Below are 18,518 nucleotides of genomic sequence, written 5' to 3' on the forward strand. Positions count from 1 at the left end.
CGCTTATGCCTCCTTCAGTCTGGAGGCTGCGTCATGGATCGCGGCACGGATACGGGGATAGGTGCCGCAGCGGCACAGATTGCCCTGCATCGCATCGTCTATGTCCTGATCCGTGGGGCTGGGGTTCTCGGCCAATAGCGTGGCGGCTTGCATGACCTGACCCGATTGGCAATAACCGCATTGCGCAACCTGATGGTCAACCCAGGCCCGCTGTATCTTGGCCATCGCGTCCGGGCTGCCCAGACCTTCGATTGTGGTGACGTCACCCCAGACATCGGACAAGGCAACCTGGCAAGAGCGCACGGCTTCTCCGTCTATATGAACGGTACAGGCGCCGCATGCCGCAACCCCGCAGCCAAACTTGGTGCCGGTCAGTCCGATCTCGTCGCGCAGAACCCATAAAAGGGGGACATCCTCGGGTAGATCGACCTCATATGACGTCCCATTTATCTTTAAGCTGGCCGTCATAGCTGCGTCTCCCTCTTGGCATTTAGTGACGTTCTGACATAAATGGGTGTGAGTGTCAGAGTGTCAACTGACAAATTGAGTGAAAAGTGTCAAAAGGTACAGATGAGAGATTTCGTGCTAGACGCAAAGTGCCTTGCCATACTGGATTCGGCGCGTAAGGCATTCGCGGCTTACGGCTTTAAAAAGACGTCGATGGATGAAATCGCAAAGGGCGTGGGGATCTCGCGCCCGGCATTGTATCTGTATTTCGACAACAAAGAGGCGATCCTGCGCAGACTCACCGAGTTGCACTATGAGGAGAAGATCGAAGCCGTTGCGAAAGCCCTGCAGGCAGACGGCTCGGTTTCGCAGATCATCGGCCAGGCAATCCACGTGCAGACCGATGGTATGGCTCAGATCATGTCCTCTCCACACGGGATGGAACTGTTAGATGCAGGAAAGTCGCTGGCCTCGGATATCATCACGCAGGGCGAGGCCCGGCTGCAATCTTTATATACCGGGTGGCTACAGAAAGAAGCGTCGAATGATCGTGCCCGTTTGTTTGATGGCGCAAGAGAAACTGCGGAGACCATTGCCTCTGCGCTGCGGGGAAACAAAATCAGCGCGACGGATTTTCAAGAATTCGACCGGATGAACTCGAACCTTGCCGCCATGATTGGTGCAGCGTTGGAAATCAGGTAACCCGCTGTCTGACTTTGTATTCCGGTGCGTCCCATAACCGGTTGGTCATGATGTCGGCCAGAATGTCCACCGCGCCGTTTACATCCTGCTCATCGATATAGAGCGGGGTGAACCCAAAGCGCATGATGTCCGGGGCGCGGAAATCACCGATCACGCCGCGCGCGATCAAGGCCTGCATTGCGGCATAGCCATCGGCGAAACGGAATGAAACCTGACTGCCACGCTGCGCAGGGTCGCGGGGGCTGGCCAGTTTCAGGTCAGGGCAGTTGGCCTCGACGCCCGAAATAAACAGCTCGGTCAGTTCGATTGACTTGGCGCGTACGTCCTTGATGTTGGCCATGTCCCAGATGTCCATCGCCGCAGACAGCGCGGTCATCTGGATGATCGGAGGTGTGCCGACACGCATCCGCTCGATACCCTGCCCGGGGCGGTAATCCAGATCGAACGTGAACGGGGCTTCATGGCCCAGCCACCCGGATAATGCAGGGCGCACGCGATCCGCATGGCGGGGCGCCACATAGATGAACGCCGGCGCGCCAGGGCCTCCGTTCAGATACTTATAGCTGCAGCCAACGGCAAAATCCGCATTGCAGCTGGACAGCTCAACCGGGATCGCCCCTGCGGAATGGGCCAAATCCCAAACGGTTATTGTGCCGTTCGCATGGGCCTGTTCCGTCAGCGCCTTCATGTCATGGATCCGGCCAGACCGGTAATCGACCTCGGTCAGCATCAGAACCGCGACGTCTTTGGTGATGTTTTCGGCAACATCCTCGGGTGCGACCACCCGTAATTCGTATTCCGATCCGAGTGTACGCAGCAGACCGTCGACCATATAAAGGTCCGAAGGGAAATTGCCGTTATCAGACAGCACAACCTTGCGGTCGGGGCAAAGCTCCAGCGCCGAGGCAACAGCCTGATAGACCTTGATCGACAGGGTATCGCCGGTCACGATGGTACCCGGTTCCGCACCGATCAACCGTCCGATACGGTCGCCAAGCCCGGTCGGAAGCCCCATCCACCCGGCCTTGTTCCAACCGGTGATCAGCATTTGACCCCATTCGTGTGTCATCATTCCACTCACCCGCTCGGCGGCAGCACGTGGCAATGGGCCAAGCGAGTTGCCGTCCAGATAAATGGTTCCATTCGGCAGATCGAACATGGCTTTGGTTGCAGCGAAATCAGTCATGGAGGTCCTGTGCAGAATTCTGACAAATGTCTGACTAAAGGGCTATCTGATCAGTTCTGCCGTGTCTACGCGTTCGGCCGAAAATGCACAGATGCGACCAACTGTGGTTTTGCTTTCGTGGATGCAAAGCGGTACATACCCCGACAAATGCGACATCCATACCGCAGGATCAGAGGAACAAGCATGAAGCGCAAACTCGACATTCCGCCCGCTTGGTTGGTGGCCTTTGCTGTTCTCGCCTGGCTGCAGGCGAACTATGCGTCCTTCGGCCTGTCGCTGGCCAGCGGGTTTACCGACCTGCTCAGCGGCCTTCTGATCGGGGGCGGCGTCGTTCTTGTCGTGCTGGCGATTGCCGAGTTTCGTCGACATCGAACAACTGTCCTGCCGCATGAAACTCCATCGAGTCTGGTTCAAACAGGTATCTTCAAGCGCAGCCGCAATCCGATCTACGTTGGCGATGTACTTATTCTGGCCGGCTTGATTCTGCGTTTCGACGCGGTGCTGTCCTTGGTGTTGATGCCTGTTTTTGTCTGGATTTTGGAACGCAGGTTTATTGTGCCGGAAGAAAACCGTATGCGCCGTGCCTTTCGCACGGATTTCGCCAGATATGAAAGGCAAACCCGCCGCTGGATCTGATGTGGACGGGATTTTACACGACGTAACAATGCTGCGCTTGCGAAATAATCTTGCGCAGTTAAAACTGGTTCTTCAGATAGAATGCCAACTATCCTTGCGAACTGACCGAAAATTAGGGGGACGCGCCGTTGAAGATTGGAACGCCAAAGGAAACATTTGACGGTGAGAACCGGGTCGCGATGACTCCGGATTCAGCCCGTCAACTGCAAAAGCTCGGGTATGAGTGCCTGATCGAGAAAGGGGCCGGCGCTGCGGCCGGGTTCTCGGACGCCACATATAAAGAGGCGGGTGTCGAGGTTATCGGAACCGCGGCGGCGCTGTGGAAAGCCGCCGACATCGTCGCCAAGGTACGTCAGCCAAATGAAACCGAGCTGAAGCGTCTTGCCAAGGGCAAGACATTGATCTCGTTCTTCAACCCCGCAGGGAATGAAAAGGGCATGGAGGCCGCCAAGTCCAAGGGCGCCAACGTGATCGCCATGGAAATGGTGCCGCGTATCAGTCGTGCCCAGAAGATGGACGCTCTGTCGTCGATGGCCAACATAGCGGGCTACCGCGCGGTGATCGAAGCGGGTAACAACTTTGGCCGGTTCTTCACCGGTCAGGTGACGGCTGCTGGTAAAGTACCGCCTGCCAAGGTTCTGATCGTAGGTGCCGGTGTGGCCGGTCTGGCCGCCATTGGCACCTCGACCTCTCTGGGTGCGATCACCTATGCGTTCGACGTACGCCCCGAAGTGGCGGAGCAGGTTGAATCCATGGGCGCCGAATTCGTCTATCTGGACTTCGAAGAAGACCAGCAGGACGGCGCGGCAACCGGCGGTTACGCGAGTGTTCAGTCCGATGAATTCCGCGAGGCACAGCTGGCCAAGTTCCGCGAACTTGCTCCGGAAATGGACATCGTGATCACCACCGCGTTGATCCCCAACCGCGAAGCGCCCGAGCTTTGGACCAAGGACATGGTCGAAGCGATGAAACCGGGTTCGGTGATCGTGGACCTTGCGGCGGAAAAAGGCGGCAACTGCAAGCTGACCGTTGCTGACGAGAAGATCGTGACCGATAATGGCGTGACCATCATCGGCTATACCGATTTCCCAAGCCGGATGGCGGCACAGTCTTCGTCGCTTTACGCAACCAACATCCGTCACATGATGACAGACCTGACGCCTGAAAAGGACGGTCAGATCAACCATGACATGGAAGACGACGTGATCCGCGGCGCAACCGTGACGCATGAAGGTGAAATCACCTTCCCGCCACCGCCGCCGAAAGTTCAGGCGATTGCCGCTCAGAAAAAGCCTGAGGTCAGGGAGCTGACCCCGGAGGAGAAAAAGGCGCAGGAAGTTGCGGCCTTCAAGGCGCAAACCAAACAGCAGTTCACCTTGCTGGGTATCGGCGGTGCGCTAATGCTGTTGATCGGTCTGATTGCTCCGGCCAGCTTCATGCAGCACTTCATCGTCTTTGTGCTGGCGATCTTCGTGGGATTCCAGGTGATCTGGGGCGTCGCGCACAGCCTGCACACACCGCTTATGGCGATTACCAACGCGATCTCGTCGATCATCATCGTTGGCGCAGTGATGCAGATCGGATCCGGGTCGTTTCTGGTTATTCTGCTGGCGGCTCTGTCCGTTTTCATGGCCGGGATCAACATCTTCGGTGGCTTCCTCGTAACTCGGCGCATGCTTGCCATGTTCCAGAAATCTTAAGGAGGCCGGGCACATGGATTATGGCTTCACCACTGCCGCCTACGTTGTTGCGGCTGTTCTGTTCATCCTCTCGCTTGGCGGCCTGTCGAACCAGGAAAGCGCCAAGCGCGCTGTCTGGTATGGCATCGTCGGTATGGCGCTGGCGGTTTTCGCTACGCTGGTCGGCCCCGGTTCGGGCTTGTGGCTGCTGTCATTGCTGCTGATCATAGGTGGTGGTCTGATCGGTCAATATGTGGCGCAGCGCGTCCAGATGACCGAGATGCCACAGCTTGTGGCTGCGATGCATTCGCTGGTTGGTTTGGCGGCTGTGTTCGTGGGTTTCAACGCGCATTTTGAAATCAAGAATGTCGCCGAAGTTTTTGCGGTTGTTGATGCCGCCAAAGACGTCGACCTTTCCGACCTGGGCGCGTTTGCCAAGCTGATCGCCAAGAAGACAGCGGCAGAGCTGGCAATCCTGCACGTGGAACTGTTCCTGGGCATCTTTATCGGCGCGATCACCTTTACCGGTTCGGTCGTGGCTTATGGCAAGCTGGCTGGCAAGGTTACATCGACGGCAACCAAACTGCCCGGTGGTCACGCGCTGAATGCGTCTGCGGCGGGGCTCTCGCTGATCTGTCTGGTTTGGTACACGTCCACGGGCGGATTCCTGCCCCTGTTCCTGATGACGCTGGCCGCCTTGTTTATTGGTTATCACCTGATCATGGGCATCGGCGGTGCCGACATGCCGGTGGTTGTGTCGATGCTGAACAGCTATTCAGGCTGGGCGGCTGCGGCCATCGGCTTTTCGCTGGGCAACGACCTGCTGATCGTGGTCGGTGCGCTTGTGGGCTCGTCCGGTGCGATTCTCTCCTACATCATGTGTAAGGCGATGAACCGGCACTTTGTCAGTGTGATCCTGGGTGGCTTTGGTGGTCCGCAAGGTGAGCAGATGGCTGTCGAAGGCGAGCAGATTGCAATCGAGGCCGACGGTGTTGCCGCAGCCCTGAATGACGCCGACAGCGTGGTGATCATTCCGGGCTATGGCATGGCGGTGGCGCAGGCGCAGCAATCGGTTTCCGAGCTGGTGCGCAAGCTGCGCGCGCAAGGCAAGAACGTACGCTTTGCGATCCACCCCGTTGCCGGTCGTCTGCCGGGTCATATGAACGTGCTGCTGGCGGAAGCCAAAGTGCCCTATGACATCGTTCTGGAAATGGATGAGATCAACGACGACTTCCCGGATACGGATGTTGCCATTGTGATCGGCTCCAACGACATCGTGAACCCTGCGGCGCAAGAAGATCCCAACAGCCCCATTGCCGGCATGCCGGTTCTGGAATGCTGGAAGGCCAAGCAGGTGTTTGTATCCAAGCGTGGTCAGGGCACCGGCTATTCGGGCATCGAAAACCCGCTGTTCTTCAAAGAGAACACCCGCATGTTCTATGGCGACGCGAAACAATCGCTGGACAAGCTGCTGCCAATGATCGATTGATCTAAAGCCTTAACCAAAATGCAAAGGGCGCCTTCGGGCGCCCTTTTCTTGTTTGTCATGTTGGGGGCTTTGCCTCCAAGCCCCCAAGATTTTTCTGGCCAGATGAGGCGGGCGGAATGTGGTATCCTTGGGCTATTATAGAGAGACAAGGAGGTGCCCTATGGAAAAGGTCAACGGCATAGGTGGTGTGTTTTTTCGCGCCAGAGATCCGGAAGCGCAGCGGCATTGGTACGAGACCCATCTTGGCGTTCATCATTACGATCCCGTCCCCTGGAAACAGCGCGAAGGCTATACGGTCTTTGCCCCGTTTGCGCAGGACACCGATTATTTTGGCCGCGCCGAGCAGCAGTGGATGATCAATTTTCGGGTTGATGATCTGTCTGCCATGACGACCCAGTTGCAAGCCGCAGGCATTGCCGTCGAGACCAATCCGGAATGGGATAGCGAGGTTGGAAAATTCGCACGTATTCACGACCCTGAGGGCAACCCAATCGAACTGTGGCAGCCAAATCAATGACATAAGGGGTTTGTATACCGTAGTATCCATGTAAGCTATTGAAATAAAAAGATAATTGATGTATTTTTGAACTGTCGTATAGTGCGCCGGACAACGCCGGAGCATTCAATGACGCCGATCGACGATCATCCATTGCGCTATTCGCTGGCCAACGAGCTGCATGCGCGCCCGTTTCCCGTGGCCTCGACGCCATGCACCGTTGCGTTTTTGGCCATCAAGAAACCCGTGGCGGCGGTTGCGCGGGACCGGAGCGAAGACATTGCCCATCTGGTCAATCTTCTGGACCGTCACGGTGCGCAGCACCCGCAGCCGGACGCGACGCATTACGCGGGTCAGATCGGGCGTCACTGGCTCAAGTGGGAGCAGCACACGGAATTTGTGACCTATACGGCGATCACCCGGAATGTCAGTGACCGGGCCTTCAACCCCGCTGATTTTGAGGCTTTCCCACCTGATTGGCTGATGGCCAGCCCGGGCCAGAGGATAACCTCGGCCATGGTTCGGGTGACCGAAAGACCAGATGATGAGGCGGTAAAAGCCGCGCTGGCCGAATGGTTCGAACCCGAAAGCCTTGCGGTTGCGCGCGTGCTGGATGATGCTGCGATTTGTGCCAGTGACTTTCGGATTGATCCGGCTGGGCATATGCGGTTCGCGCTCTTCGTGACCAAGGGAACAGGACAGCGCCGAACCGGACGCATCATCCAGCGCCTGTGCGAGATCGAAACCTACAAGGCCATGTCCATGTTGGGCTTTGCTCGCATCAAGCAACTGATGCCGAAAATCGGAGAGCTGGATGGAAAGCTGACCCGGCTTATGGGGCAGATGACAGATAACTCGGCGCATCCTGACGAACTACTGCCGGATCTGCTGTCTACATCCATCGAATTGGAAACGCTTTCTGCCCGATGCGCATTTCGCTTTGGGGCTACCGGGGCCTATGAGGCCATCGTGAACCAACGGATTGAGGTATTGCGCGAGGAAAGGTTCGAGGGCCGTCAGTCCTTTGCCGATTTCATGATGCGCAGGTATGAGCCCGCAATTCGGACTGTGAAAGCCACGGAAAGTCGGCTGCAGACCTTGTCCGACCGGGCGATCCGGGGGGGTGAGTTGCTGCGGACCCGGGTAGATGTGGAACGCAGCGCCCAGAATCAGGCATTGCTGGAAAGTATGGACCGCCGTGCTGATCTGGCCCTGAGGTTGCAGCACACAGTCGAGGGGCTTTCCGTGGTGGCGATTAGCTATTATGCGGTCTCACTGGCCAGCTATCTGTTGTACCCGTTGACCGCCACCGGGATCAGCAAGGGGATGCTGACCGCGGCGGCAACCTTGCCGGTTGTCCTGTGTGTCTGGCTGGGTATCAGGCATATACGAAAGCGGTTGGCCTAATCCGCGTTTGCTAAACCTTCCCAAGGCTGTAGAACTGACAGGGGCGGGCGCGGAGCAAAGGAAAATACGTGATCGGAATTATGGCCGCTTGGCGGGCCGTGGCGGCCATGTTCATTTTGAACGGCGCTTTGTTCGGGATCTGGGCCTCGCGTATTCCCGCAGTCAGGGATCACCTGGACCTGTCGCACGAAGCGCTTGGCTACGGCTTGCTGTTCATGGCGGCTGGGGCTGTGTGTTCGTTCCCGGTTACCGGACGTCTGACAGATCGGTTCGGGGCTGTGGTGATCACACGGATCATCGCCATTCTTTATACCGCATCCCTTATCTTGCTGGCCTTTGCCGGAAGCTTTTGGGCATTGGCGTTTTTCCTGTTCGTATTCGGGGCCTTCCACGGCTCGATGGATGTGGCGATGAACGCCTGGGCAGCAGAGGTTGAGCGCGCTTATGACAGGCCCGTTATGTCGTCTTTTCACGCGATGTGGAGCCTGGGGGCCGGTCTGGGAGCGATGAGCGGATTTGGTGCGATACAGATGGGCCTGACGGTGTCACAGCACTTTTTGCTGGCCGGTGGCATCGTAGTTGGGCTGACACTGGCTCTGTCCCTTGTGCAGTGGAATTCGCACCGTGTTGTGGCCGCGGGCGGGGCGATATTTGCACTTCCGTCGGGTGCGTTGATACTTGTCGGATTTATTGCCCTGTGCGGGGCATTGGGTGAAGGGGCCGTCGCGGACTGGAGCGCGATTTTCCTGCGGGATGTGACCGGTGCACCCGAAAGCGTCGCGGCGCTGGGATATGCCGTCTTTTCGGTGACAATGGTCGCGTTCCGTCTGGTGGGTGGTGTCGTGATCGCGCGGTTCGGACCAACCGCGACGGCCCGTTTCGGAGGGGTATGCGCCGCTTTGGGGGTGCTGGCTGTGGTATCGGCCTATGATGCCGGGATTGCTCTGGTTGGGTTTGGACTGATGGGGCTTGGATATGCAGTGATCATGCCGCTTGCGTTCAGCAGGGCGGCAAATGATCCGCATGTCCCGCCTGGTCAAGCCATCGCCAGCGTGGCCACATTAGGGTATGGCGGGTTGTTGATTGGCCCGCCCCTTATTGGGTTTCTGGCAGAGATGCTTACATTGCGTCTAGCATTCATGGCCTTGCTGCCGCTGGCCGTTTTTATTGTCCTGTTGTCCGGCGCGTTGCGGCCCGGTGACAGCGAAGAATGATGATATTGGGAGATACAGATGCCGATCAAAAACCGCTTCGCGGAACTGCAGGGTGAAATCACCGAATGGCGGCGTGATATTCACCAAAACCCAGAGATCCTGTTTGAAACCTACCGCACTAGCGCGTTGGTCGCGGATAAGCTGAAAGAGTTCGGCTGCGATGAGGTGGTCACTGGAATTGGCCGTACCGGCGTGGTTGGGGTGATCAAGGGCAAGGCGGACACGGCCGGCAAGGTTATCGGTCTGCGCGCCGATATGGACGCGCTGCCGATCCATGAGACGACCGGATTGGACTATGCCTCGAATACCGATGGGGCGATGCACGCCTGCGGCCATGATGGTCATACTGCGATGTTGTTGGGGGCGGCGAAATACCTTTCGGAAACGCGGAATTTTGACGGGACAGTGGTGGTCATTTTCCAACCTGCCGAAGAAGGCGGCGGCGGTGGTCGTGAGATGTGTGAAGACGGGATGATGGATCGCTGGGGCATTCAGGAAGTCTACGGAATGCATAACTGGCCCGGCCGTCCGGTGGGCAGTTTCGCCATCCGTCCTGGCGCGTTTTTCGCAGCTACTGATCAGTTCGACATCGTTTTTGAAGGCAAAGGCGGCCACGCAGCCAAGCCGCATGAAACCGTGGATACAACGGTGATGGCGGCGCAGGCGGTTCTGGCGCTCCAGACCATCGCGGCGCGAAACGCTGACCCGGTGGATCAGGTGGTTGTGTCGGTGACCTCGTTCGAAACCTCTTCAACCGCATTCAATGTGATCCCGCAGACTGTAAAGCTGCGCGGCACCGTCCGCACGATGAGCCGGGAGATGCGGGATATGGCCGAAAAGCGCGTGACCGAGATCTGCAACGGCGTGGCCGCCACATTCGGAGGGGCGGTTGAGGTGACCTATTACCGGGGATATCCGGTAATGGTGAACAGTGATGATCAAACCGATTTCGCAGCCCAGGTGGCGCGGTCCGTCTCGGGCGATTGTGACCAGGCACCGCTGATCATGGGCGGCGAGGATTTCGCCTTTATGCTCGAAGAACGCCCCGGCGCTTATATTCTGGTGGGCAACGGGGACACCGCTGCAGTGCATCACCCTGAATACAACTTCAACGATGAGGCCATCCCTGCAGGATGCAGTTGGTGGGCCGAAATCGTTGAACAAAGGATGCCAGCGGCGTGATCCCAAGGGGCAGGCAGATGCTCTGCCCTTAAACGCCGGTGGTCTTCAGATTTAGCCGGTCGCACAGGGTCTCGACAATGGAATCGAGCGCGGATTTCTGCGTGTTGACGCAGGATTCTGCAGCATCGCGCGCGGTGTCCAATGCGCCCTTATCGCTGAGCCAGGTCGTGACCGCGTTTGTCAGGTCTTGCGCAGAGTTCACCTCAATCGCGCCACCGGCCTCGATGAGCGGCGCAAAGGTTTCGGCAAAGTTGAAGTATCCGGGTCCGGTTATAACCGCAGCCCCGGCCTGAGCGGGTTCGAACGGGTTGTGGCCGCCGATCTCATGCAGTGAGCCGCCCAGAAAGACGATCGGACAAAGCGCGTACCATGTGCCAGTCTCGCCCAGAGTGTCTGCGACATAGACCTGCGTTTCGGTGTCGATCCGCCGCTCGGATGTTCGGAACACGGCGGGTTGACCGGCCTGTTTCAATAGCGCGGCCACATCCTGCCTGCGTTCGGGGTGGCGCGGGATCAACAGCAGCAGAAGGTCGGGCCAACGTTCCAGCAATTTTGCATGGGCAGCCAGAACTATTTCTTCTTCTCCGGCATGGGTCGAGCTGGCGATCCAGAGAGGGCGTCCGGCGATCTGGGTCTGAATATCTTCCAACACAGAATTATCGACCGGAAGCGGATCGGACATCGCTTTGAGGTTGGTTCCGGGTTGCACGCGGTCCGCCACAGCCCCCATGTCCACCAGATTAGCGGCGGTTTTGCCATTCTGGGTCAGGAACAGGCTGAAATTGCCCAAAATGAATCGTGCGGTTTGTGGCCGTTTCTTCCAACCTTCGACGGATTTCTCTGACAGGCGCGCATTCAACAGGGCCAGAGGGATTCCCCGTCCAGCCGCGTCAACGATCAGGCGTGGCCAGATTTCGCTTTCGACAAATACTCCGGCTTCGGGGCGCCAGTGATCCAGAAATCGCCTGACCGGCCCTGCGGTGTCCAGCGGCGGATACTGGTGTCGCGTACGGGGTGGCATCCGTTTTTCGATCAGCGCCGCCGAAGTTGGGGTGCCCGAGGTCACCAGGAACTGGGCATCCGGCAGGCGTTCACCCAGCCGTTTGATCAGGCTGATGACCGACAGGGTTTCCCCCACACTTGCAGCGTGGAACCAGATCAATCGGCCCTTGGGGCGTGGTAGGCTGGCATGGCCGAGCCTTTCATGCTGGCGAATTGTCGGGACATCTGCCGCCAGGAGTTTCTTGCGCACGGTGCGCCAAGCCAAAGGTGCAGCAACGGCGGTCAGGCTGCAATACAAACGGTAAAGCAGCGTCGGCTGGCCAGAGGGGGCGGTCATGTCAGCCGCCCGTATGGCTCATGTGGCGGCTCATCTTGCCGTCGACCGCCTGGCGGGAATAGTCGAAGTCGTGGCCTTTGGGCTTAAGATTTATCGCCGCGCGGATGGCCTGTTCCAGCGGCGCCTCGGTATCGAGATGATCTCGCAGGGGGGCACGCAGATCGGCCATATCCTCTTGCCCCAGACACATATACAGCTCACCCGTACAGGTCAGGCGGACACGATTGCAACTTTCGCAGAAATTGTGCGACAGCGGTGTGATAAAGCCGATCTTCTGGCCCGTTTCTTCAAGCCGCGCATATCGCGCCGGGCCACCGGTGCGTTCTGCCAGATCGGAGACGGTATAGTGGCTTTCATATTCTTTGCGGACATCCTTGAGCGACCAGTACTGATCCAGACGGTTCTCGTTCCCGATATCGCCCATCGGCATCACCTCGATCCAGGTCAGATCCATGTCGCGCTCAGCGCACCATTGGGTGATTGTTGGAAGCTCGGCCTCGTTGAAGCCTTTCAGGGCCACGGCGTTGATCTTGACCCGCAGGCCAGCCTTTTGGGCCGTGTCAATTCCGTTCAGAACCTGTTTCAACCGGCCCCAACGGGTGATCTGGCTGAATTTCTCATCATCCAACGTGTCCAGCGACACATTCACCCGGCGCACGCCCGCCGCATAGAGATCGTCAGCAAAGCGGTGCAGTTGCGAGCCATTGGTTGTCAGCGTCAGCTCTTTCAACGCGCCGCTGTCCAGATGCCGGGTCATGGCATTGAAGAATGACATGATGTTTCGGCGGACCAGCGGCTCGCCCCCGGTGATGCGCAGCTTTTCCACGCCCATCTTCACGAAGGTCGTGCACATACGGTCCAGCTCTTCCAGCGTCAGCAGATCCTTTTTCGGCAGGAACTTCATTTCTTCGGACATGCAGTAAACACAGCGAAAATCACAGCGATCCGTAACGGAGACGCGGAGATATGTGATGGCACGTGCGAACGGGTCGATAAGCGGAGCTGTCATGAGTCATACGTAAAGCGGCGACTGGCCTGCGACAAGCCTGAACTGTGCTTTGTGCTGGCACAGTCCTGTGAGGGGGGCTAAGTTCAGGCCATGAAATACACTCTGCTGACCATTTGTATCCTTGTTGCGGGCTGTGACACTGTCCGCTCGACAACTGATCGGGTTTTCGGTCGCGACAAACCTGCGGCTGAACCAGAGGTCGCCGCGGAAGCTGACGTCACCGAATCCGTTCCGGTCCCCGCAACCGCCGCTGGTTGGGTTGGCGCCAAGACCACCATTGCCAGCTTGGGTGATCCGACAACGCCGGGACGCTGGATGGAAACGCCTTTGGTCGAGACAGAGTTCACAGGACGTGTTGTTGTGCCCAGAACAGGGGCGCAGGCCTATATCACGCTGGTCCCGGCCCGTGGGCCCGAAAGCGGCGGCAGCAGGCTGTCGCTGGATGCAATGCGGGCGCTGCTTTTGCCTTATGACGAACTTGTCGAGCTGGAAGTTTATTCCAACTGACCTTTCAGATATTTGCCAGCTTCACGCCGGGCAAAGGGCTTCATGGCCGAACTATGGTTGCGCAGAAAGTTAACCACTCGGTCCGCGTCATGTTTCGACAGCTCGCGCAGCCACCATGCGATTGCTTTCTGGATGAACCAGTCACGGTCGGGCACATAGCCCGCTGCCCAGCCAAGAATACGGTCGCGCCGGTTCAGGTCTTCTGGCTTGGGGTGGTTCTGCTTGGTCCAGGGCAGGGTGGCCACCAGCGCGGCGCGCCGTGTCCACATGTGGTCTGACGCTGTCCAGCTTTCGACCTGATCCAACCGCGCCGGGTCCGCAGATAAGCGTTTCTGCATCGCCATACAGGCGTGATCTGCCACCGCCCAGGCATCGAAATCTGGCAACCAGCTTTGCTGCAGGTCCCAAGCAGCCTCATCGGGGCGGATACGGGCTTGGGTCAGCAACTTGGCTGCGGCAAGACGGCCCTCGTGGATATCGGTCTGCCAGAGTGCGTCAGCCAGATCCACCCGCGCAGCAACGTCCAGTTCCTGTCGCCATAGTTTGCTCAGGTCGTTCAGAACCGGATTTGCAACACCCAGATAGAGGCGTTCGACCTTGTGATAAGCCGCCATCTGCACGGCGCGTTCTGGGTCGGCATGGGCGCGGATCTGGTCAAGATAGGTGACGGGCGTCATAGGTCCGCAGCGCGTGTTGGCCTGCCGTCGATCGTCTGATGGTTCCGCTCAACCCAATAATCGCGGATATCGTCATCGGACTTACCGTCTACCCATTTCTGCATCGTGTCCCGTTCGGACTGGTATTCCATGAACGGTACGGCATATCCGCAAGAGGTCTGAACCATGTCAATCGCAAGGTCATAGATCTGGCGGGCGCTGCGGTGGTCGGGAAACAGCCCGGCCAACGCGTCCCAGCCCTCATCCCCGGCATGCAATGTACGCGCGGTGCCATAGGTGCGCAGGATCAGCGGGCGTGTGGTGAAGGAACACCACATCAGGGTCATGCGATTGACCTCAAGCAAATGCCCGGCGGTTTCGTTGCCACTGCCGGTCAGGTTCATCCAGATAATCCGATTGGGCCCCAGTACCCGCAGCGAGTCCATCCCTTTGGGAGAGATGTTGACCCGTCCTTCAGGTCCGGCGGTGCCGACGAAGAACAGATGCTGATCCTCGATAAACTTGCGATGGGCGTTATCCAGCGCCGGAAATTGCTTGGACATGCGTCACTCCACCGTTACGGATTTCGCCAGATTGCGCGGCTGGTCCACATCCGTGCCCTTGGCCACCGCCGTATGATAGGCCAGCAGCTGAGCGGGCACCGAATAGAGGATCGGCGCAAGGCTGGGGTGCACATGCGGCATGCGGATCGTGCTCCAGACCCCGTCTTCCGCCTCGGCGATGCCGTCATCATCGGACACCAGGATGACTTTACCCTTGCGTGCCATGACCTCTTGCATATTCGACACGGTTTTGTCGAACACCGTGTCTCGCGGGGCCAGAACCACCACGGGCATGTGTTTGTCGATCAGGGCAATGGGGCCGTGCTTTAGCTCACCCGAAGCATAACCTTCGGCATGGATATAGCTGATTTCCTTGAGTTTCAGCGCCCCTTCCATCGCCAGCGGGTACATCAGGCCGCGTCCCAGAAACAGAACATCGCGCGCCTCGGACAAGCGCTGGGCGGATTTCCTGATGGCCCGGTTCTGATCCAACGCGGTGTTCAGCACCGAAGGCAGCCCGCGCAACGCGGCGGCGTGATCGGCAAGTTCCTCGTCGCTCAACGTGCCACGGTCCGCGGCAGCCTTGAGCGCCAGCATCAGCAACACGCTCAGCTGACAGGTGAAGGCTTTGGTCGAGGCGACGCCTATCTCGACCCCGGCATGGATCGGCAGGGCGATGTCGCTTTCACGTGCGATCGAGCTTTCTGGAACATTGACGACTGAGACGACCTTGTCCGCTTTGCCGTCGCAATACCGCAGGGCGGCCAGCGTGTCGGCGGTTTCACCCGATTGGCTGACAAACAGCGCCATAGTGCGTTCCGGGATCGGAGGTTCACGATAGCGAAATTCGCTGGCGATATCGACTTCGACCGGTATTCTGGCAAGTTGCTCGAACCAGTATTTGGCGGTCAAACAGGCGTAGAAAGCAGTCCCGCAAGCGACCATCGTCAGACGGTCCAGCTTGGTGAAATCCAGATCCCCCGGCAGAACGACCTGATCCCCGGCAGAGGGCAGGTAGGACCGGATCGCCTCGGCAACCACAATCGGCTGTTCCGCGATTTCCTTGGCCATGAAATGCTTGTGCCCGGCCTTGTCGGCGCGGCTGTGATCCACTTTGATCTTGCGGGTTTCGCGATTGGCAAGCTCACCTGCTTCGTTGCGGATTTCCAGCGATGTGCGGGTCACAACCGCACGGTCACCTTCTTCCAGATAGGTGATGCGATCCGTCAGCGGCGCTAGCGCGATGGCGTCCGAGCCGACAAACATCTCTCCGTCCCCGTGCCCGATTGCCAGTGGCGAGCCTTTGCGCGCGGCCACGATCAGGTCATCTTCGCCGTCAAACAGAAAGGCCAGGGCAAATGCGCCGACCAGCCGGTCGATGGTTTTATAGGCGGCTTCAACCGGGGGCAGCCCTGATTTGAGGTAATGTTCAGCCATCAGGGCGACGGTTTCCGTATCGGTTTCGGTTTCGAACCCGATCCCGTGTTCCGCCAGCTCTGTCCGCAGCTCTCGATAGTTTTCAACGATGCCGTTGTGAACAACGGCAACCGGCCCGGCCCGGTGGGGATGCGCATTCGAAACTGTCGGCGCGCCATGGGTGGCCCAGCGGGTATGGCCGATACCGGATTTACCGGGAAGCGGGTCATGCACCAGCAGGTCGCTGAGGTTTACCAGCTTGCCTACAGCCCGACGCCGACCCAGGGATCCGCCATTGACCGTAGCAATGCCTGCACTGTCATACCCCCTGTATTCCAGCCGTTTTAGGGCCTCGACCAGGATAGGGGCAGCTTCGTGCTTGCCCAATACACCTACAATCCCACACATCTGTCAGGCTCCTTTGTCGCGACGAGCCTTCTTCGCCGTCAACATGTCAAACAATTTACGCGCATAACCGGGCTTGTTGTCCTGCTTGGCGCGCGCTACGGCCAAAGCATCCGCTTCCACATCGCGCGTCACCACGGTTCCAGTGGCCGTCATCGCGCCGTCACCAATGGTGACAGGTGCCACTAACATGGTGTTCGATCCGACAAAGACGTTCTGACCGATGGTTGTTTGGTGCTTCATTACGCCATCGTAATTGCAAGTGATCGTACCCGCGCCGATATTCGTCGCCGCCCCAACCGTTGCGTCCCCGATATAGCTGAGATGGTTGACCTTCGCGCCTTCGGCGATCTCAGCATTCTTGATCTCAACAAAATTACCGACGCGGGTGTTTTCTGCCAGCTCAGCGCCGGGGCGCAGCCGGGCATAGGGGCCAACGATGGCACCGCGGCTGACATGGCAGCCCTCAAGATGCGAAAACGCGCGGATCGTTGCACCGCTTTCCACCGTGACACCGGGGCCAAAGACCACGTTGGGTTCGATCACCGTATCGCGGCCAATGACGGTATCAGCGGCCAGATAGACGGTTTCCGGCGCCATCAGCGTGACCCCCAAATCCAGCAGTTCGGCGCGGGCACGGGCCTGAAAAACCGCATCCGCAGCGGCCAGGTCAACGCGTGAGTTCACACCCAGCGTCTGTGCCTCGTCACAGGCGACTGCGGTGACATTCAGGCCACGGGATCGGGCGATTGCCACGACATCCGGCAGGTAATATTCACCGGCGGCATTGTCATTTCCCACGCTGTCGATCAGCGAAAACAGTAATTCAGCGTCACAGGCCAAAAGACCAGAGTTACAAAGTGTTATATCGCGCTCTTTATCCGAGGCGTCTTTGTATTCGACGATGCGTTCAAGGGCCTGTCCGTTCATGACCAACCGGCCATAGCGTGCAGGATCTGCGGCCTCAAAACCCAGAATAACCAGATCGTTCTTGGCCCGCGCTTCGATCATACGTTCCAACGTATCGGGTTGCAAAAAGGGCGTGTCTCCGTACAGAACAACCACGTCGCCGTTGAAACCCTGCAGCGCTTCGCGCGCCTGTGCGACAGCATGGGCGGTGCCCAGCTGTTCGGCCTGAATGGCGATTTGTGCGGTCTCGTCCTCGGCCAGGGTTGCTTTGGCAACGGCTTCGGACCCGTGCCCGGTGACAATGACGGTCCGCTCGGGCGACAGAACAGCACCAGCGCGCATGGCATGGACCAGCATAGGCGCCTGAGCAATCGGGTGCAGGACTTTCGGGATATCCGAATTCATCCTGGTGCCTTTACCGGCAGCAAGGATGACAAGGGCGATACTCATGAAATCGTTTTCTCTTTGTGTTTTGTTGCAGTCCGTTTTATCCGCTGAGGGTAAAGTCGCAAGCGGTTCAGCCATCAAACTAGATTGCCGTTTGCAACAAGACGTGGCGAAAACCCGCCGAGGCAGGAGGCGTAATGCGAACAGTCATCTTTGATCTGGACGGGACACTGGCGGATACTTCCGGGGATTTGCTGGAGGCCGCAAACCATTGTTTTCGCGATATGGGGCACGGCGATGTGCTGGTCCACGGGCAGGATGCTGGTATTGCTTTGCGTGGTGGGCGGATGATGCTGACCCACGGTTTGAAGCGGGTTGGGGCCTATGACGAGCAGGCTGTTCACGCTTATTACCCGATGCTTTTAGAAGCGTACTCGGAGGCGATTGACACCCATACCCGGTTTTATCCAGGCGCGCTGGACGCGGTTGGAAAGTTGAAAGAGGCCGGCTATGGCGTTGGTATCTGCACTAATAAACCCGAGGCTCTGGCACATCAGTTGCTGACCCAAATGGGTGTGCGCGACCGGTTCGGCTCACTCGTCGGTGCGGATACTTTGCCGGTTCGCAAACCCGATCCGGAGCCCCTGCGTGAAGCTGCCCGCCGGGCCGGCGGACACCCGGATCTGTGCGTTCTGATCGGGGATTCCGACACCGACCGGAATACGGCGCGTGCTGCAGGTGTACCTTCGGTGCTTGTAACATTCGGGCCATCTGGCGACGACATGGCTGCGCTGAAACCCGAAGCGCTGTTGCATCATTTTGATGACCTGCCGAAACTTGTTTTTGATTTGGTCGGAGCTGCAGCCTGACCCCTTGACCCCGGCCCATC

18 protein-coding genes are annotated in these 18,518 nt (G+C 58.3%); 10 read left to right on the forward strand and 8 right to left on the reverse strand.

What is annotated here, in order from left to right:
- Positions 1-3: 3 nt before the first annotated feature.
- The gene (locus AC2FIM_RS09270) at positions 4-468 is read right to left on the reverse strand and encodes a (2Fe-2S)-binding protein (protein ID WP_496708087.1); all 465 of its coding nucleotides are present in this window, start codon (positions 466-468) and stop codon (positions 4-6) included.
- Between the two features lie 102 nt (positions 469-570).
- Here AC2FIM_RS09270 and AC2FIM_RS09275 point away from each other — a divergent pair, with 102 nt between their 5' ends.
- The gene (locus tag AC2FIM_RS09275; RefSeq protein WP_142634953.1) at positions 571-1,149 is read left to right on the forward strand and encodes a TetR/AcrR family transcriptional regulator; all 579 of its coding nucleotides are present in this window, start codon (positions 571-573) and stop codon (positions 1,147-1,149) included.
- On the opposite strand, the gene kynU is transcribed toward AC2FIM_RS09275, so the two are convergent.
- Positions 1,142-2,335 carry a kynureninase gene (gene kynU, locus AC2FIM_RS09280; RefSeq protein WP_496708085.1) on the reverse strand — a complete coding sequence of 398 codons (1,194 nt, stop codon included), beginning with the start codon at positions 2,333-2,335 and terminating at the stop codon, positions 1,142-1,144. The two genes, AC2FIM_RS09275 and kynU, sit on opposite strands and share 8 nt — an antisense overlap.
- A 183-nt stretch (positions 2,336-2,518) precedes the next feature.
- On the opposite strand from kynU, the gene AC2FIM_RS09285 reads away from it, so the two are divergent.
- The 7 genes from AC2FIM_RS09285 to AC2FIM_RS09315 all read left to right on the forward strand — a co-directional run bounded on the left by AC2FIM_RS09285 (position 2,519) and on the right by AC2FIM_RS09315 (position 10,438).
- Positions 2,519-2,971, forward strand: coding sequence for a methyltransferase family protein (locus tag AC2FIM_RS09285; RefSeq protein ID WP_142634949.1), 453 nt, complete (start codon positions 2,519-2,521; stop codon positions 2,969-2,971).
- 128 nt (positions 2,972-3,099) lie between these two features.
- Positions 3,100-4,671: a Re/Si-specific NAD(P)(+) transhydrogenase subunit alpha gene (locus AC2FIM_RS09290; protein ID WP_142634946.1), complete on the forward strand. Its 1,572-nt coding sequence runs from the start codon at positions 3,100-3,102 to the stop codon at positions 4,669-4,671.
- Between the two features lie 13 nt (positions 4,672-4,684).
- Positions 4,685-6,139 carry an NAD(P)(+) transhydrogenase (Re/Si-specific) subunit beta gene (locus AC2FIM_RS09295; RefSeq protein ID WP_271950227.1) on the forward strand — a complete coding sequence of 485 codons (1,455 nt, stop codon included), beginning with the start codon at positions 4,685-4,687 and terminating at the stop codon, positions 6,137-6,139.
- 160 nt (positions 6,140-6,299) lie between these two features.
- A complete protein-coding gene (locus tag AC2FIM_RS09300) occupies positions 6,300-6,656 on the forward strand; it encodes a VOC family protein (RefSeq protein WP_271950225.1) in 357 nt (118 codons plus the stop codon).
- Positions 6,657-6,764: 108 nt separating this feature from the next.
- Positions 6,765-8,042 carry a DUF3422 family protein gene (locus AC2FIM_RS09305; RefSeq protein WP_142634941.1) on the forward strand — a complete coding sequence of 426 codons (1,278 nt, stop codon included), beginning with the start codon at positions 6,765-6,767 and terminating at the stop codon, positions 8,040-8,042.
- 68 nt (positions 8,043-8,110) lie between these two features.
- Entirely contained in the window at positions 8,111-9,256 is a 1,146-nt protein-coding gene (locus AC2FIM_RS09310; protein WP_496677527.1) for an MFS transporter, read from the forward strand.
- A gap of 18 nt (positions 9,257-9,274) precedes the next feature.
- Positions 9,275-10,438: a M20 aminoacylase family protein gene (locus tag AC2FIM_RS09315; RefSeq protein WP_496708083.1), complete on the forward strand. Its 1,164-nt coding sequence runs from the start codon at positions 9,275-9,277 to the stop codon at positions 10,436-10,438.
- Between the two features lie 28 nt (positions 10,439-10,466).
- Here AC2FIM_RS09315 and AC2FIM_RS09320 read toward each other — a convergent pair whose 3' ends face one another.
- On the reverse strand, positions 10,467-11,777 hold the full coding sequence (locus AC2FIM_RS09320) for a 3-deoxy-D-manno-octulosonic acid transferase (protein ID WP_496731952.1): 1,311 nt from the start codon (positions 11,775-11,777) through the stop codon (positions 10,467-10,469).
- 1 nt (position 11,778) lies between these two features.
- Positions 11,779-12,786, reverse strand: coding sequence for a GTP 3',8-cyclase MoaA (gene moaA, locus AC2FIM_RS09325; protein WP_496731954.1), 1,008 nt, complete (start codon positions 12,784-12,786; stop codon positions 11,779-11,781).
- Between the two features lie 90 nt (positions 12,787-12,876).
- On the opposite strand from moaA, the gene AC2FIM_RS09330 reads away from it, so the two are divergent.
- Positions 12,877-13,293 (forward strand): hypothetical protein, encoded by a 417-nt coding sequence (locus AC2FIM_RS09330; protein ID WP_142634930.1) that lies wholly within the window; start codon positions 12,877-12,879, stop codon positions 13,291-13,293.
- Here the strand turns inward: AC2FIM_RS09330 and AC2FIM_RS09335 are convergent.
- From AC2FIM_RS09335 to glmU, 4 genes are read right to left on the reverse strand one after another with little or no spacing between them, the layout of a single operon-like run.
- Positions 13,281-13,970 (reverse strand): DNA alkylation repair protein, encoded by a 690-nt coding sequence (locus AC2FIM_RS09335; protein WP_496731956.1) that lies wholly within the window; start codon positions 13,968-13,970, stop codon positions 13,281-13,283. The genes AC2FIM_RS09330 and AC2FIM_RS09335 overlap by 13 nt on opposite strands.
- Positions 13,967-14,512 (reverse strand): pyridoxamine 5'-phosphate oxidase family protein, encoded by a 546-nt coding sequence (locus tag AC2FIM_RS09340; protein ID WP_496677512.1) that lies wholly within the window; start codon positions 14,510-14,512, stop codon positions 13,967-13,969. Before AC2FIM_RS09340 ends, AC2FIM_RS09335 begins: the two co-directional genes overlap by 4 nt.
- A 3-nt stretch (positions 14,513-14,515) precedes the next feature.
- A complete protein-coding gene (gene glmS, locus AC2FIM_RS09345) occupies positions 14,516-16,336 on the reverse strand; it encodes a glutamine--fructose-6-phosphate transaminase (isomerizing) (protein ID WP_142634924.1) in 1,821 nt (606 codons plus the stop codon).
- A gap of 3 nt (positions 16,337-16,339) precedes the next feature.
- The gene (gene glmU, locus AC2FIM_RS09350) at positions 16,340-17,692 is read right to left on the reverse strand and encodes a bifunctional UDP-N-acetylglucosamine diphosphorylase/glucosamine-1-phosphate N-acetyltransferase GlmU (RefSeq protein ID WP_271950216.1); all 1,353 of its coding nucleotides are present in this window, start codon (positions 17,690-17,692) and stop codon (positions 16,340-16,342) included.
- Positions 17,693-17,826: 134 nt separating this feature from the next.
- Between glmU and AC2FIM_RS09355 the strand changes: the two genes are divergently transcribed.
- Positions 17,827-18,498, forward strand: a complete 672-nt coding sequence (locus AC2FIM_RS09355; RefSeq protein ID WP_142634920.1) for an HAD-IA family hydrolase — start codon at positions 17,827-17,829, stop codon at positions 18,496-18,498.
- The last annotated feature ends 20 nt before the right edge of the window (positions 18,499-18,518 follow it).

Source organism: Ruegeria sp. CDSC052 (assembly GCF_059610685.1).